We start from the raw sequence: 23,154 nt of genomic DNA on the forward strand, positions 1-23,154 counted from the left end.
ATCGAGCAGAGGACAATTTGTCCTCTGCTCGATCTATTCCGTACGGTTCCTCTAGCGGATTATTTTTATTAAAAAAACAGGCCCCCTCTAAGATCGAGGGGGCAGCGTCAGTAGCTTACCAGTTGTTGCCTGAAACTCTTGTAATATGGAAATTCGGGCTTTTGCTCTCGCCATATATAGCCGCAATACCCGGATTATTCACCTTCACGTTAGTAAATCTTGCTTCGCCGATCACTGGCCCTTGCCCTTGTTCCGCGCTTGCAACAAGCTTAATGCCATAACGTGTAGGATTGTTAATGTTGACATTTTCGATTCTAATGTTCTGCATGGCCAGGTTTTCGGGCGATTTCGTTTGGAACATTAACCCAAAGTAAACAGGATGATTAATGTCGACATTTTTAAACACTATATTTTTGAAGGCTCTATCTCCTCCAAAGAACCAAACCGCTCCGAAGTTCTGATAATCATTAATTTTGTCGTCTGCCCCTACGCTGGTCCAGAAGTCCCCGCCGGTGCGGTCTAATGTGACGCCGTCGATGACGGTATCCTTATCGCCAAAGCCCAATGTATTATAGCCGAAGCTTAAGCTGCTTATGGTAAGTCCAGGATAGGTAAGCGTATCCGCACCATACAAATTCTGATATAAATTATCCGAACCGCCGTAAATGGCAAAGGCAGCAGCTCGTCTTACATTGGTTGCGGTAAGATTGGTATATTTATTGCCTACATTATAGGAGCCGCCGGAATCAATGGCGCTGAACAATGCAAAAGCATCGTCTCCTGCCCCTCTGGAGTAATTGTTGTCAATGATGTTATACGATGAGCCATTGGTCATATTGATTCCATCTGCAAAGGTGTTTTTAATGCGGTTATCCTTAAACGTATTGTAGGAGGAATTGACTCCCCAATACAAACAGACGAAATGCTCGACCCACAGGTTTTCGATCGTTACGTTCTGCATGCCGTTGCCATCGATGAATTTCCCAGGTCCATCTACGCGGTATACATAATTTCCCCATGCGGAAAGATCCTTGATCGTGGAACCATTAGCTGTTGAACTAATATTAAATCCAACATCCGTATTGGTTTGGTTTTGCGGCGCTATCAGCTTGGTATGCCAAGGCCCGGCGCCGATAATTTCAGTAGCTCGCCCATATAAATAGATTTTATTATTGATCGTCCATTCTCCAGCAGGAATAAATATTCCTTTCATGCCAGGGTTTTGCCTAAACTCATCTAGCGCTTGCTCAATAGATTTGGAGGATGAAACCTCGACGTATTTGCTAGGGTCGGGGTTTGAAGCGGGCGGAGCGACATGCTCTGTCTCAATCATATCCACATAAATCCAAGGCACGTCTCCGGCATCCTTTTGAATTTTGATTTTCGTTCCCGCCGGATAGACCTGGTCAAGCATCAGCTGGGAATCCTCATAGAGCCAGTATGCGGTTTGGCCAGCGCCAGGCTGATTGTTATAACCTAGCTCCCCCAGCGTACTTGGCGTAGCATATACGTACGAGAATTTGGATGATACATTGAATTTGCCCTTATTCACGCCATCTGCATAAATGCTAATTGTGCCGTTTGTATTTTCTGCGACTGCATTACGAAGCACAAAGGCATTTGCAGGCGCAGGAAGCGTAAATTCTACATATTGGCCGATAGCATCCAAGTGTACAGCAGAGCGTCCAGAAGCTTCACCGGCAAAGTCGCCTAGCTTGAAGTTTGGGGCCAGCCTTGTGCCGTTCGTTGTGTTGGAAGGATCCTCCGCTTCAATAATCGTAAATGGCATATTCGCGCCGCGTCCTGAATACAGGCTTGCCGAGCTTGAATTGTTGGCCTGCTTGATGGCTGCCTCGTTGCTGTCAGCGGCGACGGTTGCTGTTACCGTATAGCTGCCATTGACCGCAGTCCAGGTACCCATCGTAATATTGGCCGATGCGCCTGCAGCTAACTCGCCGTTATAGCTGCCGTTCCAGGTTTGAATGACAGCACCTGCGGCATTTTTTAGTACGAGTGTAATCGGATGGGCTCCGCCGCCGGAAGCAATATTGCCCTGATTCTTAAGGTTGACGCTGAAGGTGACCGTATTGCCGGCACTTGGATTGCTTGGATTCCATGAGGGGGATACAATCAAATCCGAGCTGGACACGGGCGCGATTGTTAGAGGAGATGAACTCGTGTAGCTGTTGTTGCTCTCCTCCTGCTCGATAATGGCGTTGTTTTCATCTACCTTGGAGCTGACGGTATAGGAGCCGGCATTTTTCGCACCGATATCCACAGATACGATTGCTGATGCTCCAGCATTCAGTGCGTTTACCGGAGCGGAGCCGACAAGCTCGGTTCCTAAATAGAAGTTGACCGACGATGCGGGTGAGTCAGCAGTGCCGATATTTTTTACGGTGGCGTTAAGGGTAATGGCGTTTGTCTCGACTGGAGCAGATGGTGTCCATGATAGATCTGTAATGGTCAAGTCCGGGTTTGGAGCGGGCGTGCCATATACTTCAAACTCGGCTACTTGACCGGCAGGCGCTCCAGAGTTCGCCGTAATATTCAAACGCACTTGTTTCACCATTGCTGTAACAGGAATCGTTACAGAGTTGCCTGCAACTGGATCAAACGTATACGATTGTGCCGAAACAAGATTGTTGAAGGAGGCCGAGTGTTGATTGTTGCCCAGCACTTGAATCGTTTGCGTGCGTGTACTCCATTCGCTGGCCGGGTTAAGCTTGACGACGATGGAAGTAATATGATGGTCAGCGCCAAGATCGACAGTCAGTTGGCTAGGATTGCTGTTTCCCTCCCAGTAAGTAGTGACGTTGCTGTCATTGGCATTAGCTGCTACAAATGTGTGGATGGAGGAGGAAGCTGTAATCGGTTTGTTCAAAGCGATATTCGTGCCGTCAGGAGGCGATGGTGTATCGCTCTCGCCGTAAATTTCCAATTCGGAAACCTGACCTGCAGGCCAGCCGGTGTTAGCGGTAAAATGAAGCCGGACATAACGGGTGCTTGTTGCGTCAAAGTTGATTGTCACTGTATTGTTGTTGGTCGAAGGATTAAAAGTATAGCTTGCTGAGTTCACAATATTGGTGAAGCTTGAGCCGTTCGTGCTGCCCTGTACAGTCAAGGTCTGTGTGCGCGTTTCCCAGCTGGCAGGCAGCTTAAGCACGATCTGATCGATGTTAGCGCTTGCACCAAGGTCTACCTGAAGCCATTGCGGGAAAGCGTTGTTTACACTCTCCCAATACGTACTCTGATTGCCATCGATTACATGGCTGGCTGCATACTCATCGGCGTATCCGGCAGCTGTTGCCGTCTTGCCTAGAGCGAGGTTAGGCCTGGCTGCAGCAGAAGATGAGGCAGGGTTCAGCGTCAGCGTAATTTGCGATAGCAGAACAAATACTATGAGGCAGATAACTAGTGGAGTTTGCTTTAACTTTTTTGTCAAAATTAACATCCTCCTAATCAGATCAATTTACAAAAGGCTGTCCTCCTACTTTTGCGAATGAAGCCTTTATAAACACCTCCTCATGATATAAATGGCTATTCTTGCTTTCAGCATAGTGAAGATGCTTCGCTTTCTGAAGAAGCAATCCTACGAATATTATGTGCATTACTATGATCCGCTCTGCTTTAGTACAGTAGAATATATAATATCCATCTTAGGAAAAGGTTTTTCATTACTTTCGATGAAACATTATACTAACTATAAGGTTTGCTGGTACACTATTTTTAGAGAATAGCGGTATGATTTCTAAATTTACATATGAGGAGGGACACTAGTGAAAAAAATAACGATTGGCCAAATGGCAAGATTAAACAATATTTCCGAGCAGACGCTGCGATATTACGACAAGATCAGGCTTTTGGTGCCGGACACGGTGAATCGCGAGAACGGCTACCGGTATTACAGCATCGAACAAAGCGCATATCTGGATATGATTCAGTATATGAAAGCTCTGGGCATGGAGCTGAAGGATATCCAAAAATATTTGGAGGTGCGCGATCCCTCCCTGATCCAAAGCGTGCTCAAGCAAAGAAGATCACAAATTGACGCGCAGATCCGGGAGCTTAGATATCAGAAGAGGGCGATTGACCGCACTTTGAAAAATCTTCAGCACTACCAGACATCTCCGCCCGACAGCACGATCGTTCTCGAGTACATTGAAGAACGGTACATGTATTGCATTGATACGAAAATGAACTTTTATGATCACGGAGTAGAAGTTTACGAGGAAATGCTCAGAAAGCTGAAGGCTGACCTGACTACCAATAAGCTGCCGCAAATTTATTTCTGCAATGCGGGAACTATTTTAAGAAAGAGGCATTTGGAGCAGCGGAGGATATTTTCGAGCGAGATATTTGTGTTTGTCGATAAAGATTTTGTTTCCGATGAATTTATTACGGTTATTCCGGCAAACACTTACCTGTGTATTTACTGCGATCAATTTGAAAAGGAAAAGGAATACATTAACCGCCTGCTGCTAACCATAGAACAAGAGGGCTATCTAATCGACGGCGACTATATCTGCGAAGTTTTAACGGAACTTCCTTATTTGGAGCGAAATAAGCGGGGGATGTTTTTGAGATTGCAGATCCCTATAAAGTTTTGTTCATAATTTCACAAACTACTGTTTACCTTATAGCTACTATAGACTTTATAATGAAGATGCAATCAGCACTCGGATGAATTTGGGCCGGGTAACTTTGATGAAAGGGGCAGCATGCTATGTTTAAGGAAAAAATTCGTGTTGTTCAGTATGGTTGTGGAAAGATGGCAAAGTACACGCTTCGTTATTTGTATGAAAGCGGAGCGGAAATTGTGGGCGCGATTGACGTTAATCCCGCCGTTGTAGGGATGGATGTCGGGGACTTTGCCGAGCTTGGTGTAAAGCTTGGGGTTACGATCCGAAGCGATGCCGACGCGGTGCTCGATGAATGCGATGCCGATGTCGCTATTGTCACTCTGTTCAGCTTTATGAACGATGTTATGCCGCATTTTGAAAGATGCGTAAGCCGGGGAATCAATGTCATTACGACCTGCGAAGAAGCCATCTATCCATGGACAACCGCATCGGCGGATACCAATAGACTGGACAAGCTGGCAAAAGAGTACAACTGCACCATTGCGGGCTCCGGTATGCAGGATATTTTCTGGGTCAATATGATTGGCTGCGTAGCCGGCGGTGTTCATCGCATCGACAAAATCGAAGGTGCCGTAAGCTACAATGTCGAGGATTATGGCCTTGCTCTTGCTGAAGCTCATGGCGCGGGACTTACGCCGGAAGAGTTCGAGAAGCAGATCGCGCATCCAGAAACGCTGGAACCAGCTTACGTCTGGAATTCAAATGAAGCGCTTTGCTCCAAAATGGGCTGGACGATCAAATCCCAAAGCCAAAAATGCGTTCCTTATTTCTATGATACCGACCTGTATTCCGAAACGCTGGGCAGAACGATCCCCAAAGGTCATTGTATCGGCATGAGCGCTGTGGTGACTACCGAAACATTCCAGGGGCCTGTCATTGAAACCCAATGTATCGGCAAGGTATACGGACCGGATGACGGCGACATGTGCGACTGGAAAATCATCGGGGAGCCTGACACGACCTTCTTTGTGAAAAAACCCGCAACTGTCGAGCATACCTGCGCTACAGTCGTCAACCGTATTCCTAATGTCATCCATGCCCCGGCAGGATATTACACCATTGAAAAAATGGATAATGTCGAGTATTTGTCCTATCCTATGCAAATGTATTTGAAATAAAATAAAGCCCGCAGGCTCGTATATTACTCTTTGGAGCGATTTACGAGCCTTTCTTATATTTTTATCCATGGAGTAATTTTCCCCCGAGACGGTTCCCCTGCACAGTTCTTTAAACGTCTCCGCAATCTGCGTCGAATCCTCGCAGCCGATGGTTTCGCATTCCTATATCTGTTTTCCGAGTATGAGCGCGAAATATTGAATATTTCTTATTAAAAAGTCCTTGCTTTCAAAGGATGTATTCCGGAATTTACTGTCCATATCATGTAAAAACGCGGTCATATTTGAGGTGTCCGCGCCTTCAAACCGGTTGTTAATCTCCGTGTTTTTCAAAACCGTATTCACATGATTGGCTTGAGCGCGGTATTCCCTAGACCATTGCGGGTTTTGCGCCAGCTTTTGATTAAAATCCATCAGAATTTCCGCAAAGCCTGCGCTGCTGCCGCCATTCAATGCATCTTTGAGAATCTCGGTTATTTTATTAGCGGATTCCGGATCATATTTTTTCATCAAGTAATCGATGTCGACATAATCATCAGGTGCGCCTTCAGGTTTGCGATGGATTTCGATATAGCTTGCCTGACCGGTCTTCGGATCGATCGTTCTGGTTTTGGCATACGCAGCGATTTTATCCATGGTGGCCAGGAACTTCTGCGCTTCGTCGCCTGCCAAATAATTGTCCGCAATAAATTTCGCCTGAGACAGCCCGCTCTCGAGCAGTGCCGCTCTTTCGCTTTCATCCGAGACGGAGCCATCGGGAACAAAGTTGCGGCTAATTAAGAAATTTACGGCTTCTTCCAATTCAGGCGGTTTTCCGTTAAGCAATTCGTTTAAGGAAGAATCGATTTCGGCAGTAAAATACGGCCTTATCGAATAATTGTCCTTTATCGCGCCTACAGGCAATTCCCGAGCGCCAATCCCGGCAGCCAGCCGCTTGCCCGCCTCGCTTATTTCCACGCTGTCATGCCCTGGAAGAGCATGGCCTGTTTCCAGTTTCACTTGGTTGTTATCTCGATTTTCAGTGTAGAGTCTTGGAAGTGACAAGTTAACATTGCTTTCAATCTTCATGTTAAACCTCCTTATATAACCCCATTAAAAAATACATCACTATATATAGATATCGGCATAATTTCCCATAATTCAATAGAGAATGATGAAAGAACTGTTTGACCTGTTTTTGGGGCGGAAGCTCCGTTTCATTCCCGTTACATATTTCTTCGCTTAAGAATAATGTCTCTGCGTTATTCCTTCATGCTTATTATTTCCTGAATGCGTGCGGCGTCAGTTTCAACAGATCCAATTTTTAAAAGGGGTGGGGTATAGTCTGAAGGATATAAAAGAAATGCTGGCTAGTCCGAAATGGAATTGGTCGACCGGCTTGAAAGCTCAACTAGCTTATATCATGGAGGAGCAAGCAAGACTAAAAAATATAGAGACGGCCCTGCGCGAATTAATCAGCGGACTTGTCGTGGAAGGAGGGGATGATGAACACGCGATCCAAAAGCTTATTCAATTATCGAATCAAGACAAGAAAAGACTACATTCGTTTAAAGAAAATATGTTTACTGAGAAAGAATTGGAGCTGTGGCAGAAGATTCCGCATATGAGCGGTGACGATCCCGATTCCTTGGAATGGATAGCGCTTCTTGGCCAAATAAAGAAGTATAAGACGGAGGGCGTATCGTCGCCGAAGGTGCAAAGCATCATCAAACGCATGCTTGAAAAACAACAGCACGACTTCTCGGGCGAAGACGAGTTTATTCAAAAATTGTGGGACGCAAGGATGTCACCCTCCCAATCGGAGCAGCTTGGACTTTACCCGATCGACCGAGAAGTTCTCGAATTTATGGATCAGGCCTATGAAAAATATATGTCATTTCAGAAAGAAAGGTTAGTCGCCAAACAAGCGCGGGGAGAGGAAGAAGTATGAGTGTGGAGCTGCTGCTATCGATAGGCGGACTGGCCTTATTGGATACATTGAGCCCAGCCACTATAGGAGTTACCGTATATCTGCTCTTAACGGAAACAAAGAGACTGGCTTCTCGGCTGCTGATTTATTTGCTGACCGTCGCCGGCTTTTATTTTTCAGTAGGAGTCATGCTGATGCTGGGCATGGGGGTGCTGCTGGATGCGGCTGTCTCTCTTTTTCAAAGCAGGGTGGTTAGCTGGATTATGTTTATAATCGGAGTAGTCCTGTTGATAGCCAGTTTTTACATTCCTCCAAAAAAGAAAACAGATCTGCCGCGTCCGAAGTCAAAAAGTAAATTCTCCATGGTTGCGCTGGGAATAACAACAGCATTGGTTGAGGTGGGAACGGCGTTTCCTTATTTTGCCGCCATCGGTCTGATGACGACGTCTAATTTGGCATTCTATCAATGGCTGCCGATTATGGCCGGTTACAATATTATCATGGTGCTGCCTCCATTGATTCTTTTTATGATGCATTTGCTATTTGGACGAATGATGCAAAAGCCGTTGGAACAGCTTCACGTCAAAATCACCAAGCAATCCGGTTCGGTTCTGTCATGGGTGCTGTGTATCGTGGGACTTATTCTCATTTTAAATACTTTGGATTATTTATGAATGGACTTTGGGGATGGAGGTTTCACTATAAAATTTCTTAAAGAGGTTTACGTTCGGGCAGTTATTTGGTAATATAGTCGCAATATTCAAATGCGATGATGAGATGAGTAGGTAATGAAATCTTTTACAGAGAGCTCCGTTCGCTGAAAAGGAGTAAAGTGTTTCTTTATTGAAAAAAGCCTCTGAGCAGCACATCGGAACGATGATCGACAGCGATGGTGTGCCAGGAGCTCCTGTTACAGAGCTAGAGTATATGCGTGTCATGGCACGCTGTACTTGAAGAGGTTAATATGGTGACATATTAACGAAGCTGGGGTGGTACCGCGGGCACACAATCTCGCCCCCAAGACGGATTGAAAGTCTTGGGGGTGGGATTTTTTTAATTGTAAGGGAATACGCTATTATCGTTCGATGTACAGACAAAACATGGATGGAAAGGAAAGAGTTCACATGGGAGAAAAATTGAAGGTAGGCATCGTTGGCGGTACGGGGATGGTAGGTCAGCGGTTCGTCGAGCTGCTGGATCAGCACCCTTGGTTTACGATTACGGTCATTGCAGCCAGCGCGAATTCCGCAGGCAAAACATATGAAGAATCCGTGCAAGGCAGGTGGAAGCTGTCCACGCCAATACCTGACGGAGTAAAAAATATCGTTGTTCAGGATGCATCGAAAGTGGAAGAGGTTACTTCTCAAGTCGATTTTGTTTTTTGCGCGGTGGATATGAAGAAGGATGAAATTCAAGCTTTGGAGGAGGCTTACGCCAAAACGGGAACCCCTGTTGTATCCAATAATTCGGCACATCGCTGGACACCCGATGTTCCGATGGTGATTCCGGAAGTGAACCCGCAGCATCTCGAAGTGATTTCGGCTCAGCGCAAGCGGCTTGGAACGAAAACCGGATTTATTGCCGTCAAACCTAATTGTTCTATTCAGAGTTATGTCCCTGCTCTACATGCTCTGCTGGATTTTGAACCAAACAAAGTTGTCGCGTCGACTTATCAGGCGATTTCGGGAGCTGGCAAAAGCTTTGCCGATTGGCCTGAAATGCTGGACAACGTCATTCCTTATATCGGCGGTGAAGAGGAGAAGAGCGAGCAGGAGCCGCTGCGCATCTGGGGCCGTATTGACGATGGCCAGATTGTTAAAGCAAGCGCGCCTCTGATTACGACGCAATGTATTCGTGTACCCGTGACGGACGGACATTTGGCCACGGTATTTGTATCGTTCAACAAGAAACCCTCCAAAGAGGAAATTATCGCTCGTTGGCAGCAATTCAGAGGAAGAGCGCAGGAACTGAACCTGCCAAGCGCACCGAAGCAGTTCATCACCTATTTTGAAGAAGAAAATAGACCGCAGACCAAACTCGACCGCGAAATCGAGCGGGGGATGGGCGTCTCAACGGGCAGATTGCGTGAAGATTCATTGTATGACTATAAATTCGTGGGTCTGTCGCACAATACCTTGCGCGGAGCGGCGGGAGGGGCCGTCCTGATCGCCGAGCTGCTCAAAGCAGAAGGCTATATTCAGCCGAAATAGGTGCATCGCATCGGTTACATTGGGGGTCTCTGTTAGGTGAATTGGTTGCAATAGTGTGTCCATTGCAGCATTCATCGTTTCATCGGCCTAGGTGAACAGGTGTATCGGTGCATCCGGTGTATCGCTTCATCGGCAGCATCGGTTGCATTGGTGCATCGCCTTTTCGGGTTCCGCTGCTGCTCGAAGGCTCCTTGCTCCTTGGAGATGATGTCGATCAGAGTTTGGCATCCTAAGGTATCGCGCTATTCGAGCTGACATAATTAGACCGTGGGCCGGCTCGTCTGGCCAATTGAGCTTCAGTGAAGCGTTTGGGTTCCCATAATAAATGGATTGTTTGTGTTTAAAATCCGCAATTGATCGCAGAATGTACATTAGTTGGATTTCATGTTGTTAAACTAAGACTTCAAGGCTTACAAGGCTGAAAGCCATGTTTTAGATACATGAAATCCAGCTATTTCTCGTTATTGCCACAATCGAGCTAAAATAGGTACCAGAAATCCATCTAAATCCAACATGGGCTCGGGTATTAAGACCAACCTGGCGGGTACATATAGACCTGCACCAGCAAGTTGAAACAGTGCGCAAGAGGCGGGCTGTTCGTGCTGGAACAAATGAAAGAAATACATAGAACAAAGAGGATGCTGTAACATGCAAAAATTTATCGTTGTCGGTGCGGGGATTTTAGGCGCTTCTACGGCGTATCAATTAGCCAAGCGCGGAGCGGAAGTAATCATTGTCGACCGGAAAGACAAAGGACAGGCAACGGACGCTGCTGCCGGGATCATTTGTCCGTGGCTTTCACAGAGACGCAATCAAGCCTGGTATAAACTGGCCAGAGAAGGGGCGCGTTTTTATCCATCTTTAATCGAGGAACTGGAAAAAGACGGAGAGACCGAAACCGGCTATGCGCGTGTTGGCGCGCTTCGTATCCACAGGGAGAGAGAAAAGCTTGTTGAACTGGAAAAACGTGCAGAACAGCGCAAGCATGATGCCCCGGAGATGGGCGAGATTACGCTGCTTCCCCCAGGCGAGGTGAAGCGTTTATTTCCCCCGCTCGCCGATGACTACGCCGCGCTGCATATCGGCGGGGCCGCCCGCGTCGATGGACGCGCTCTCCGGAATGCACTGCTCCGGGCTGCGATCAGAAAGGGCGCTGCCTTCCTGAATGGAGAGGCGAGGCTCCAATTCCAAGGCGACAAGGTTACAGGGATACGGTTTGGGGATGAGCAAATCGCTTCCGACGCGGTTATCGTTTGCGCTGGCGCGTGGGTCAATCAACTTCTGGAGCCCTTGGGCGTGGAATTCAAAGCGACCTTCCAAAAAGCGCAGATCGTTCATTTAGCCTTGCCGGGTGCGGATACGGGCAGCTGGCCTGTCATCATACCGCCGGGCGACCAGTATATCCTGGCATTTGACGATAACCGAATCGTGATCGGTGCAACCCATGAGAACGATCCGCAAGGCTTTGACACCCGCATAACAGCAGGCGGCATGCAAGAGGTTTTAAATAAGGCATTGGAGTATGCGCCGGGGCTGGCCAGCAGCACCTTTTTGGAGGCGAGAGTCGGTTTCCGTCCGTTCACTCCAGGATTTCTGCCTGTGATCGGCCCTATGCCCGGTTGGCAAGGCATCTTTGTTGCCAATGGCTTGGGGGCATCTGGACTAACGATGGGGCCCTATATCGGATGCCAGCTGGCCAAGCTGGCTCTTGGGCTGGATATCGATATTGCTTTGGAGGATTATAAGGTTGAGGGGGCCATAGGCCGGTCATCCGGCGGACACTTGTGAAAGCTTTTTAGGGCGGGGATATTCCCGGCCTGCCTGCGCGCGGATGGATAGAGAGCACCCGGATCAGGCGAAGAGATCCTGTGTCGAAATCCGCAGGCCCTTGAATAGCTGCGATTCCGCATACTGCTCGCCGGTATTCGAATAATAGGTCATATCCGCGATCTCACCGTCGGTTAAAGTGTAGACGGCCACTTGCTCCTTTATCGGATCGACGATCCAGTATTCCTTCACGCCGCATTTCCTGTATAAATCGAGCTTCCAGATCAAATCTTTACTCCGCGTGGATGGAGACAGCACCTCGACGACCAGATCCGGCGTGCCCCTGTATTTGCCTTGCGCATCGATTTGATCTTTGTCGCAAATGATAACCAGATCCGGCTGTACGACGCAGATATTCGTTTTTTCCTTTTCCAGCGTGATATCGAACGGGGAAGTCAGCGGTGTACAGGGCTTTCCTTTAAACCAACTGTAAAGCGTACCATGTAGTTCATGTACGGTATGTTGGTGCTTGTACGAAGGTGAGGCGAGGTTGTACACGACACCGTCTATAAGCTCGAAACGCTGTTCCGACGCTTCTATCAGTTCGAGGAACTCCTCATAGGTCACCCAATCGCTGGCTTTGTATCCCGCCGCTTCCTCCCTAAGGATGGTGTCATTACCCCCGGCGAAAGCGCTCAATTTGGCTACATCTTTGCCGTTTCTTGTTACGATAATTTCCTCATTGGCCTCTGCAAACTTTAAATACTTCCCGAAATTGTTTTGCATATCAGTTGAAGAAATCCGCATTTCATCCACCTCAAATTAGCTATTTTAAATACATGTTAGCTAACTTTAGGGTTTATTTCAATATTTTTAGCGATGATTTTTGATTTGGATGAATTTTAACCTTGCCAAGGGAGCAGGTGTGGCAGTGGCTGAGATAAGAACTAGGTGCTCGTGAAAGTACCCTGGATATGGTACTTTCCAATTCCAGAAACATCATTCTGCGAATCTCCTTGACGCTTGAGATCGCCAGGATTCAATCATGTCATTTTCCAATTGGTTTTTATTACATATTCATTTCAAGCGAAAAAGTTGGTTTCTGTAAATCAATCACGGCACATAACGACATAAGTACATCCACCGAGAAGCCATTGATTTGCCCTTGAGGATCTATGACACCAAAATTCAACTTGATTTTGCTAAGGTTTACTGCTCCTAACCTGATGGCTTTCACTTTTTTCATCTTATTAAGGGTAGCGAACTATACGGTGGTAACTGCTCTTTTTACCATGGTGAAGGCGAAGAGTGTACTCTTGATTATCTTCATAATGAAGCATTTACTGAATTAGAAATCGAATATCAACTTGGGATTGATGTCCATAACACGGGCTTCTTGGATCAACTACTAAGGATCGAGGGGCGAACACTCCGAAGTGTGAACACGATTTTAGAAGAAGTCTAACATTCTTTTGAATTGAACCTTACAGTATATGTAAATCCCGAAGGTGAAGCTAGGGGTCAAAGGTTACGGCCGGTTATCATTCGGAGATCGATTTCGAAGCAATTGAGAACACACTGGATGTGACCGGTGAGTCTAATTCTATGGTTGCAAGTTTAAAGGGAAGATGAGAGATGACCTGGTTATTTAGAATCACTACTAAAGTTAATTTAAAAAGCAAATAATTGTTAATTTCTTTACCAGAGCTACTCGTAAATATTATAACATTTACATAAATGACAAATATTCTCTATAAGATAAATGAAATAACGTATCAAAAAAAATAAATTTTTATGAAGATTTTAATACCCAAAATGTAGGTAGGAAGGATAAGTTAGCGGGTTTTTAACGTCTGTTTTTAAAATGTTTCTTAAGGAAAGGCATAATGGCTAGTATTTCCTTTTTCCATTTGTAGAACGTGATATTTGATAACCCAAGTTCATTTAAGATTTCTGGAATTCTTTTGTCTGTTTTATAAATCAAGAAAATGAAGTTAAGAAGTTTTTCCGGATGGCGTTTATGGTAAAAAATATGGGGGTTGTTCAGAATGTTTGAATAGGAACGGCCACAATCAAGACAGCGGGATCGTTTTTGTTTTTTTCCATTCTTTTTCGTGTTGCTACTTCTGCAACGCGGACAGAGACTATGAGGGCCTGTCTTTGGATACCTAGAATTTATCTGTTGGTCTATTCCCTCAAGGAACTTCCATACGTTTTTTCGGAGTTCTCGTAAATTTTGTTCAGTATTACAGGAGGTTAAATATTTTTCAGAATCTTCTTTAAAATTCATCATTTTCACCTCTACTATTGATATGGAAAGAAAATATTCAACTATAACTCAATTATAGCCATATTTCTCTTATCATAAAAAGGCGTGTGTGGATAAATTTTGAATATGCTTGTAGAATAGAATCAAATTATTACCTTTTTGGAGGGAGTTCCGTGGAATGGTGAAAATATTTCTTGGAAGTGCGAATACCCCTGACGCACTTGATGATTTGAGAAAGGTTGCTGCGCTTATTGAAGAAGTGGGATATGTCGCTATTCCATGGAACTCGCCAGGGGTATTCCCTCTCGGAAACCATATGAGTGAAAGTTTGGACAAAATCTGTAGATTGGTAGATGCTGCAGTCCTTATATTTAGTGAAGATAACTCGGTTTTATTTGATAACGAGCTTAGCATGCATCCTAGACCGAATATTCTTTATGAATATGGTCTATTTAAGGGGCACTTAGGTGCTAATCGAACGATCATTTGCAGAAGAGGAACGTCATCAATTCCATCGGATTTGAGCGGTGTCATTTATTGTAATTTGGATAAAGAATATAGAGCTGAGCGGGAGTTACTTGCATGGCTAAGACAACTAGAACCAAAAAGTAAATCAAGAGCGGACACCACTTTTCATAGTTAAGGGAGGTTATTAATATCAAAATTCCTGATTTACAGTCATTGCGAGGCATTTCTGAATTGAAATATGTAAATGCTGATAACGTTACACGTTATCGAGCAATCATGAGATATGTTTATCAGCAGTATCAAAAGTTAAATTATTGGCTTAAACCAGAACAAATCTACGAAGGACTAATGAACTGGGGATTACTTAGGGGCTACACTTTAGATCAGTGTCAAATTGATCTTACACAGTTGTCTGAGTGGGGAAATTTAACTGCGCAGCATGATGGAGAACGGGCGGTAACGGTTGAAGAGTATTTACGTAAAAAGTTTCGCTACCTAATTACCCCATATTCCATTGAAATCGAACGAATGTTGGAAAGTCTGGAGTCGATTCGGGGTTATGGAGGTTCTTTGGAGCCTACTCACTTTGACACCATTGCAGATACACTATTTAAAATCAGAGAGAATGCGGGTATATATGAATCTGGCGAAGCACTGGAATACTGGAAATTACTATTTAACTCATTTCAAACTTTACACGAGGCATCTGTGGATTACATTGGGAGTCTTCAAACCGGGATGGCTGAAGATTTAATGGCTACAGATGCATTTTTATTATATAAGGATTCAATAACCCACTATCTACAAGATTTTGTACAGGCATTACAGAGACGCTCTTACAAAATTGAGGGTAACTTGAACGAGATAACAGCAGGTGTCAGAGAATTATTTTTGGATTCAGTAACAGAAGATGAATGGAGAATTCCTAAATTAGATCGAGCAGTTACAAAAGATCAATATTTAAATGAACTTCGTAATAAGTGGAACAGTCTAAGTAGGTGGTTTCTTGGCGATTCTAATTCAATTAGTGATTCTATCTTACTAGAGAGGGCGACAAAAGATGCCATAGTGAAGGTAGTGAAAAGCGCCGTTCGCATACAAGAGAAAAAACGTTCTAGTTTAAGCAGAAAGAAGGAACTTGATTATTTAGGAAAATGGTTTTATCAAACCTCTGATCTTGTGACTGCACATAAATTATCGGCATATGTATTTGGATTATTTCCAACTCGTCATCTACAGGGAGAAGATTCAAGGGAGTCAGACAGCAGAGAGATGTCAATGTGGAAGGAATCATCAATTTCACGGACAATACGTTCGCGAAGCAGAAAAAGAAACGAGCGACAGGAAACAGAGGCTGCTATTGACAATAGTGAGCTCAAACAACGCTTAAAGGAGTCATTTTTAGCCAAGCAAAAGCAAGAGTTGGAATTTTTAATGAAAATGGTTGATCTAGGAGAAGTAACTATTACAGAAATAGAAACTATAGGTGAAGTAACAAGGTTACAATTGCTAGGTTGGATAAGCCGTTGCAATGCTTCTTCTACTTATTCTTTTCAGACTTCAGAAGGAATTAGAATTGAGTTGAAGCATCCTGCTGACAAGGAACGTGCAATATTACACTGTGAAGATGGTACGCTTGAGCTCTTAAATTATAGTTTTAATTTTGAAGTTACTAGCCATAAAGCTTGGAGTAATCAGGTTGATTGGTTTAATGGGCTTTAGATATGACCATGAAATACTTCCGGAAAGGGGATAACCTAAGAGATGAGAATCAAAGTCGGTAAGGCAAGTGTTAGAAGGCAAAGAATGAACCGTTTTGACCGCAGTGAGATCGGAAAGAGGAAACAAATCTGTATGAATGCTCTATTAAACCGACCGTGGATTGATAAGAAAAAGGATGCTGAAATCTATTACTGGATCAAAGACCAATATCTTGAAATAAAAGATTGGTTTATGCACTATGCAGGTTACTCAATCATTTTAAACAGGAATTTCATAAAGTTAGAGAAAGTTCCGACGATTGCTTTACCTTGGATGGGATTTCAGGAGTTTCGAGAGCCATTAGATTATTCCTTATTTACCTATAGTTTGTGGTATTTGGAGAACAAGACAGAGGGCGAACAGTTTTTACTGACCCAATTAGTAATTGAAATCAGACATTATATGATCGAACAAGGAATGGACGTGAATTGGGCAAATTATTACCACCGCCTATCTATGGCCAGGGCATTAAAGAAATTAAAAAATTTGAATATCGTTCAGGCGGTAGATGGTGAAGAATCTAACTGGGCTTCTAATTATGAGCATTATGATGTGCTATATGAATGTACGATGTATTCGCGTTATATTCTTAGAAATTTTCCTACCGAGTTATCCAATTATACAAGTATAGATGAACTAAAGGAAACGATGTTTTATGGAAATGATTCTAAGGAAATTGAGATAAGAAATAGACATGATCTATACCGTCGGTTCCTATTAGAACCTGTGGTACTTAATCATCAGTGGCATGGGAATCTGTCATACTTAGAGAATGAAGCTAATTTCTTGATTAAGAATTTGAAAACAATGTTTGGATGGGAAGGAAACCGCTACAGAGAGGGGATTCTCTTTTTCGAAGCCGATTCTATGTCGGGGTCAGAGATATTTCCAACGCAGCTTGCCTTGTCTGATCTAGCAATGCTCTTATGTGGAGAGGTTCGAATGATGGTAATGAATGATACGTTAGATACAAAGGTTGATTTGAATGGTTTATTACGTTTAACAAAAAATGAAATTGAACGTCTACTTATTCATTTAAAGGAACGGTTCGGAGAATTTTGGACTAATGAACATAAAAAGATGAATTCGTCCTCATTAGCCGAGGATATCTGTGAACACTTAAGTGAATGGGGATTTGGACATTGGGAAGATCATATGTTTTTTGTAATCAATGGAGCTGGAGGTAGATGGGAAGTTGAATACGGAGCCACAGAGCAGGTCGATTAGGAGGATTTGATATGGAACGGTGGCAAATGAATAGGGCCGGAATTCTAAATTTTTGGTATTACGACGACGAAGAATTCCTTTTTGAAGACGGGAGATTAATTTTAAGGGGAACTAATGGCTCAGGTAAATCAGTCACAATGCAAAGTTTTATTCCGCTGGTGTTAGATGGAGATAAGAGACCAGAGCGACTAGATCCATTTGGTTCGCGAGATCGGCGTCTTGAATATTATCTGCTAGGTGATGCTCATCAGGGGCACACCGATAGAACTGGTTATCTTTGGCTTGAATTTTATCATACTGGTAAGAAACTACATAAAACGATCGGTATTGGACTAAGGGCGCGCCGTGGCCTCCCTCAAATAGGTTTTTGGGGATTTTTACTAGAAGATAATCGAAGAATAGGTGAAAATTTTTATCTGTATGATCGAAATTTATGGTTGGAAGAAGGCAAAAAAGTCCCGCTTAACCGTAAAACATTAGAAGAAGTAATAAATTCTGGCGGACAAGTTGTTCAGGAGCAAAGTGCATATCGAGATATGGTGAATAAGGCAGTATTCGGATTCAGGGAAGCAGAGTCTTATAAGGATTTATTAAAGCTCTTGTTAGAGCTGCGAAGTCCCAAATTATCTAAAGACTTAAAGCCTTCGTCGATCTATGAAATCCTAAATAAATCCCTTCCGGCCCTTTTAGAAGAAGACTTAAGCTCATTGTCTGATGTTCTTGAGGATATGGATCAAATTGCGGATCGTTTAGACGAGCTTCAATTACATGTGCAGGAACTTAGTAAAATTGAACAGAGCTATGAGAGGTATAATCAATTCCTATTACAACAAGCCTCAGATGATGTGCTCCGGAAATGGAAAGTTCGAAATAAGAATTATGGTCTGTTAGACCAAGCGGAAAAGAAATTAAAAGAAATAGAAACGACGAAAGATGAAATTGTTAGGAAATTAACTGATTATGAACAGAGGTATGGCACTATTGAGGCGGAGCTAGAAGTTTTAACAAAAGGCGAGGCTATGGGAAAACAAAGAGAGCTTGAGCTTCAAGAAGAACAATTAGGGGAGATTCGAAAGCAGCTCCAGATACTTAAAGAGAGGATCACTTCGAATCAATCTAAACTGAGGAAACTAGAGCAAGACATTTTGAATTCAACTGAGTCATTAGATCAAATTATTCAAAAACAGAACGAATCGATTGATGAATTAGAAAATATGGCGCGAGTGATCGAATTTAGTGAGCATGATATTTATGTTGGGATATGGCATCGTGAGATTCCAGAGGAAAATCAGTGGCATAAAAATTGGATGCAAGACCTGGATACCCATAAGAAGCGATTATTAGCAGCTCGAGATACTGCAAAAAAAGAGGAGGAGGCAGCAAGAGCAGCGAGAGAGATGGAGATACAGCTTGGAGAAGTTCTTCAAGAACGGCACCAAGCTGAAGGAGAAAAAAATAATCAAGAAGAAATGTTAGAAAGACAAAAAGATAACATCAGAGAAGATTTAGTGTCGTGGTATGAAAATTTGAAGTGTTTGCCTGCGAAAGGAGAGCAACTTAGGGAAAGTTTACGAGCTTTAACTTTAATCAACATTAATAACCGTCAATATGCATCAGTAAGACAGCCGGCTATCCAAATTTATGAGCAACAAAAAGAGACATATATTCAGCAAAAGGTTCATTTGAATCAAAAAAGAGCCGCTATTCAAGAAGATAAATTCAAGTTAGAACAGGAAATGAATGAATGGAAGACATCCAAAGAACCGGAGCCTAAAAGAAAAGAAGGTAGAGATTTTTCAAGGAAAGAGAGAAAACCAAAGACAGGAGCTCCCCTGTATTCAGTATGTGATTTTAATGAGACATTAGGCGAAAGTCAGCAAGCACAACTCGAGGAGACTTTAGATCAGGCAGGATTGCTCGATGCATGGATCTTGCCAGGCGGGCAACTAGGTTTACTTGAGATAGAAAATACTGAAGAGGTATGGGTTCAAATTGAACCTTCGAGTTATAAAGAAGGAGAGACACTTGGATCAGTTCTGCGTGCAACACCAACAGCTAAAAGCGGTCTATCTGCTGAGGATATTAATCAGGTCCTTAATTCTATAGGTTGGAAGAATCAGTCAGGTTTCTTGCCAACTTTAGATAAAAAGGCCATAGCATTGATAACAAACTCAGGTTATTTCAGCATAGGACCTTTGGTTGGAAAAAATAACTCGAAATCGCGGTCAGAATTCATCGGCGAGGCTAACCGGTTACGAACAAAAGAATTAACAATGATAAAGCTGGAAGCAGAAATACAACAAAAAGATGAACAACTGAGAGACATTGATCAGCAGCTTCAGGAATTATCTATTCATCAACAAGATATGGGCTTTGAGTTAAATTCATTCCCTTCTGATGGTGAACTGCAGAATCAACTGGAAATAGTATTTAGAATGACAATTCAACTGGAACATTTAATGAAACATGAACAACAAGTGGAAAGCCGTTACAAGTTAAAAGTATCTGATTGGAGAAGGCTGCAGGTTAAATTAATGGAGCAAACGGCGGACTGGTCACGGTTAAAAAATGAGTCGCAAATTAACGAAGCAATAGAGCATTGCTCCACTTATCAAGCTAACATTTCTGATTTACAATCGCATTGGATACAGTACCGAAATACTTTGCAAAGTAAGGAGATATTAGAAGGACAATATGCTGATCTGATTGCAATTATTGAGGAAGATCAGATAGAGGAAGAGTATAAGAAAAATCATGAAGCGAAACTAATGGCACAGGTAGAGATACTAACGGAAATCGTTGCAAATATGGGAATTGATGATATTCATAGACGAATCAAGAAGTATAAAGACGAAAAATCCATGTTGAACAATGAGATTTTGCGATTGCGTGAGTTTAAAGAAGAACAAAGTATTCAACTTGGTAAAGCCGAAGGAAATTTTGAATTTTATCGTGAGAATTTGAACGAAAGCCATGACCTGCTTAATAATGTGATTGAAAAATGGAAAAGTGAAATACGTCTTGCTTTATTACCTTTATCGAAGAATTTCATGGTATCAATTACAAATGAATCTTCTTTAGATGACATAGTTATCTTTTGTGAGCAGATTGTAAAAGAATATGCCCAGTTTTTCTTCAATGTTTCTCTAGAGAGGGTAACCAGTGATTTGATAGAGGAGTATCATAAATCAAAGGTAAATTTGCAAGAGTTCGTAATTGAATTGGATAAAGATGAGTCTGCGTCTAGCCGCATCATTATACTTTCCAAAAGAGATCGCTTGCACCCAATGTCCCCGAGTATGTTATTAAATGAGTTAAAACAACAAATTGAAGAGCAACAAATACTATTAACCGATAAAGACCGGGAACTTTATGAGGAAATCATTATAGGAAGTGTAGGGAAAGCAATTCGTAAACGAATACATCGTGCAAAGGCCTGGGCTGATCAAATGGACACTTTGATGAGGCAAAGAAATACATCAAGTGGCTTAAAATTATCCCTTAAATGGATCCCTTTACAACGTAAAAATGAAGATGAGCTCGATACAGAAAAATTGGTCAGTTTATTGATGCTAGATCAACATCGAATGAGTGATGAGGAAATAGAACAAGTCATTGCTCATTTCCGAAAGAGGATTTTACAAGCAAAACAAGACTCCCAAAGGGAAGATGGGATGTTGCGTAATTATATTTATTCACAATTAGACTACCGCTCATGGTTCGAATTTAAATTGGAACATATTAAAGGCAGCAGAACAAATTATACGGAACTGACTGACCAGAAATTTAATGTCTTGAGCGGAGGCGAGAAAGCAATGGCAATGTATATCCCGCTATTTGCTGCTACTTATTCAAGGTATAGTGAGGCTAATGCGGATGCGCCCCAAATCATTTCTTTGGATGAAGCGTTCGCAGGGGTTGATGATGCTAATATGCGAGATATGTTCCATTTGCTTACTGATATGGGGTTTGATTATATTATGACATCTCAAGTGTTATGGGGGTGTTATGATACCGTGCCAAGACTAGCAATCTATGAAATATACAGGCCAAGAGATGCAGAGTTTGTTACCTTATTCCATTATCGCTGGGATGGGGAGAGTAAGGAATTGCTTGATTAGAGAGGTATGTTATGGAACTCTTAAATCGTAAGACAGTCAGGCAGTACTATTCAGACCCTTTACTTGGAAATTTATTGGGTGCAGTGTTTGGCAAGTACAAAGGATTGAATGGTGTAAGAGGGAATGCACATATTATAGTACATTCGCAATCCGAGGCTGAAAGGTTACAGGATTATTTTGGAGATCGTGTAAAACAACTTATTTCTGTTGGGACGGAGATTGAAGTACCTCTGACAATTATTGCGGAGGAGTTAAAGCGAGGGTATGAGTTAACAATTCCTGATCTCTATGAAGTTTTGTATGGTACGCAGTTGCTCACAAAACGTGAACAGAAAGAATTGAAATTATTTAATTGGACTAATCTCTTTGCTAAAGTTGAACAGGATTTCATCAATGAATTTAATATCACTGACTCCGATCTCGATAAATTTATTCCAATGACATTTAACTGGTTTCAAAGATTGAAGACAGGAGAGGCTAAGGGTTATGGGGTCTTAAGATATGCATTTGACAAAGGTTCGAATGTATATTTGGATTTATATCATTGCCTTAGTGCATTATGGCATTTGCTCATGAGAAAAGACCAGATGTTTAATGAAAGAGGAATTTCTACTGGGAAAATTAGAATACCTACCTTTGCAGCTCATGTTACAGGTGATTCTCATGCCTTTGATAAAAGAAACACAGTAGTAGGAAGATTGCTGTGGTATGCACTATATGATATATATAGTCAAAGGATAAATCATAATGGAAGTGATAATGATATAACTGTCGTGCCAGAGTATTTGTTTGACCGTCAAATTTATAGAGATTTTGATATCCTTGATGATGATATTAGTTCTATTTCCCATGTATTCGCACCCAATCTAATAAGGGGGACTTCTCCCCGAACCTTAAATCTACGAGAAATCGAGGATATGGACGAGTTCCCCAAATACCCGTCATTGTATATTATTGAGAACCCATCTATTATCTCTTTTTTGGTAGATGAACTAATTCATATTCTTAATCTGAACAAATTATCGATAGAGCAGCTTCCAATAAGCTTTCCAGTTCTCTTGTGTACGATAGGACAATCGAGAACTGCTTCGAAGGTATTTATTAAGAGATGCTTAGAGTCAAATCCAAACTGCTCTATTTATTATTCAGGTGATCTTGATGTTCCAGGCATTAAGATGTTGAAAGGAATGGAAAAACAGTTCTTTCCAGCACAATTCTATGCATGGCGAATGGATCCTTTGATATACCTTAAGTATGTTGAACCCAAAAGTAATATTCTATCTGAAGAGGATTTAAAATATCTTAAAGCTTCTGAAGGTGGGCTAGAAAAAGAAATGGTGGATTTTGGGGCTAAGGTTTATCAGGAGTTATTTGGTAAGGAGTTAAAAGAGGATTGGTTTCAGGCGTTACCTGAGTTGATTTAGTAAGCTATTCGATGGTATAGGAGAACACGTCATTGCGTAAAGCGCTTATTTTACCTAGGTATTATTAAGTTGGCGGCGCAATGGATACGACCGCCGTGGCGCAGGAAATCGATTAGGTAAGTCCATCGCAGATTTTTCGCTTGCCGCCGCTGAAAGATTTTTACAAGCTGCGCAAAATCCCATACAAGCTCATTCGAATCTTAGAAAAAAGCGATATATCCAAACAAGCGGGTCTCCAGG

At 42.8% G+C, this 23,154-nt stretch carries 16 protein-coding genes and 1 other annotated feature; of the genes, 12 read left to right on the plus strand and 4 right to left on the minus strand.

What is annotated here, in order from left to right; all coding sequences use genetic code 11:
• Window positions 1–115: 115 nt before the first annotated feature.
• On the minus strand, window positions 116–3,445 hold the full coding sequence (locus ACE3MQ_RS05585; protein ID WP_379391460.1) for a discoidin domain-containing protein: 3,330 nt from the start codon (window positions 3,443–3,445) through the stop codon (window positions 116–118).
• Between the two features lie 334 nt (window positions 3,446–3,779).
• On the opposite strand from ACE3MQ_RS05585, the gene ACE3MQ_RS05590 reads away from it, so the two are divergent.
• Together ACE3MQ_RS05590 and ACE3MQ_RS05595 are read left to right on the plus strand one after the other, a co-directional pair.
• Window positions 3,780–4,616, plus strand: a complete 837-nt coding sequence (locus tag ACE3MQ_RS05590; protein WP_379391462.1) for a MerR family transcriptional regulator — start codon at window positions 3,780–3,782, stop codon at window positions 4,614–4,616.
• Window positions 4,617–4,726: 110 nt separating this feature from the next.
• Entirely contained in the window at window positions 4,727–5,761 is a 1,035-nt protein-coding gene (locus tag ACE3MQ_RS05595) for an NAD(P)H-dependent amine dehydrogenase family protein (protein ID WP_379391463.1), read from the plus strand.
• A 162-nt stretch (window positions 5,762–5,923) separates the two neighbouring features.
• Here ACE3MQ_RS05595 and ACE3MQ_RS05600 read toward each other — a convergent pair whose 3' ends face one another.
• A complete protein-coding gene (locus tag ACE3MQ_RS05600; RefSeq protein ID WP_379391465.1) occupies window positions 5,924–6,826 on the minus strand; it encodes a hypothetical protein in 903 nt (300 codons plus the stop codon).
• 274 nt (window positions 6,827–7,100) lie between these two features.
• Here ACE3MQ_RS05600 and ACE3MQ_RS05605 point away from each other — a divergent pair, with 274 nt between their 5' ends.
• The 5 genes from ACE3MQ_RS05605 to ACE3MQ_RS05625 all read left to right on the plus strand — a co-directional run bounded on the left by ACE3MQ_RS05605 (window position 7,101) and on the right by ACE3MQ_RS05625 (window position 11,665).
• Window positions 7,101–7,688: a MerR family transcriptional regulator gene (locus ACE3MQ_RS05605; RefSeq protein ID WP_379391467.1), complete on the plus strand. Its 588-nt coding sequence runs from the start codon at window positions 7,101–7,103 to the stop codon at window positions 7,686–7,688.
• The gene (locus ACE3MQ_RS05610) at window positions 7,685–8,341 is read left to right on the plus strand and encodes a GAP family protein (RefSeq protein ID WP_379391469.1); all 657 of its coding nucleotides are present in this window, start codon (window positions 7,685–7,687) and stop codon (window positions 8,339–8,341) included. Before ACE3MQ_RS05605 ends, ACE3MQ_RS05610 begins: the two co-directional genes overlap by 4 nt.
• A gap of 86 nt (window positions 8,342–8,427) precedes the next feature.
• Window positions 8,428–8,689 (plus strand) — a binding site (T-box leader).
• A 102-nt stretch (window positions 8,690–8,791) separates the two neighbouring features.
• Window positions 8,792–9,877, plus strand: coding sequence for an aspartate-semialdehyde dehydrogenase (asd, locus tag ACE3MQ_RS05615; protein WP_379391471.1), 1,086 nt, complete (start codon window positions 8,792–8,794; stop codon window positions 9,875–9,877).
• A 107-nt stretch (window positions 9,878–9,984) separates the two neighbouring features.
• Window positions 9,985–10,110, plus strand: a complete 126-nt coding sequence (locus ACE3MQ_RS05620) for a hypothetical protein (RefSeq protein ID WP_379391473.1) — start codon at window positions 9,985–9,987, stop codon at window positions 10,108–10,110.
• Window positions 10,111–10,525: 415 nt separating this feature from the next.
• Window positions 10,526–11,665, plus strand: a complete 1,140-nt coding sequence (locus ACE3MQ_RS05625) for an NAD(P)/FAD-dependent oxidoreductase (protein WP_379391475.1) — start codon at window positions 10,526–10,528, stop codon at window positions 11,663–11,665.
• Between the two features lie 63 nt (window positions 11,666–11,728).
• Here the strand turns inward: ACE3MQ_RS05625 and ACE3MQ_RS05630 are convergent, their stop codons facing one another.
• Entirely contained in the window at window positions 11,729–12,451 is a 723-nt protein-coding gene (locus tag ACE3MQ_RS05630) for a type II toxin-antitoxin system prevent-host-death family antitoxin (protein ID WP_379391477.1), read from the minus strand.
• Window positions 12,452–13,490: 1,039 nt separating this feature from the next.
• On the minus strand, window positions 13,491–13,937 hold the full coding sequence (locus tag ACE3MQ_RS05635) for a hypothetical protein (RefSeq protein WP_379391479.1): 447 nt from the start codon (window positions 13,935–13,937) through the stop codon (window positions 13,491–13,493).
• Between the two features lie 154 nt (window positions 13,938–14,091).
• Between ACE3MQ_RS05635 and ACE3MQ_RS05640 the strand changes: the two genes are divergently transcribed.
• From ACE3MQ_RS05640 to ACE3MQ_RS05660, 5 genes are read left to right on the plus strand one after another with little or no spacing between them, the layout of a single operon-like run.
• Complete coding sequence (locus tag ACE3MQ_RS05640; protein ID WP_379391481.1) at window positions 14,092–14,556, plus strand: nucleotide-binding protein; 465 nt, start codon at window positions 14,092–14,094, stop codon at window positions 14,554–14,556.
• Between the two features lie 56 nt (window positions 14,557–14,612).
• Window positions 14,613–16,103: a TIGR02677 family protein gene (locus ACE3MQ_RS05645; RefSeq protein ID WP_379391483.1), complete on the plus strand. Its 1,491-nt coding sequence runs from the start codon at window positions 14,613–14,615 to the stop codon at window positions 16,101–16,103.
• Between the two features lie 42 nt (window positions 16,104–16,145).
• Entirely contained in the window at window positions 16,146–17,369 is a 1,224-nt protein-coding gene (locus ACE3MQ_RS05650; protein ID WP_379391485.1) for a TIGR02678 family protein, read from the plus strand.
• 11 nt (window positions 17,370–17,380) lie between these two features.
• Window positions 17,381–21,490, plus strand: coding sequence for a TIGR02680 family protein (locus ACE3MQ_RS05655; protein WP_379391487.1), 4,110 nt, complete (start codon window positions 17,381–17,383; stop codon window positions 21,488–21,490).
• Between the two features lie 11 nt (window positions 21,491–21,501).
• Window positions 21,502–22,914 (plus strand): TIGR02679 domain-containing protein, encoded by a 1,413-nt coding sequence (locus ACE3MQ_RS05660; RefSeq protein WP_379391489.1) that lies wholly within the window; start codon window positions 21,502–21,504, stop codon window positions 22,912–22,914.
• Window positions 22,915–23,154: the final 240 nt, after the last annotated feature.

It is taken from the genome of Paenibacillus lentus (assembly GCF_042714055.1).
Taxonomy (GTDB): Bacteria; Bacillota; Bacilli; order Paenibacillales; family Paenibacillaceae; genus Fontibacillus; species Fontibacillus lentus_A.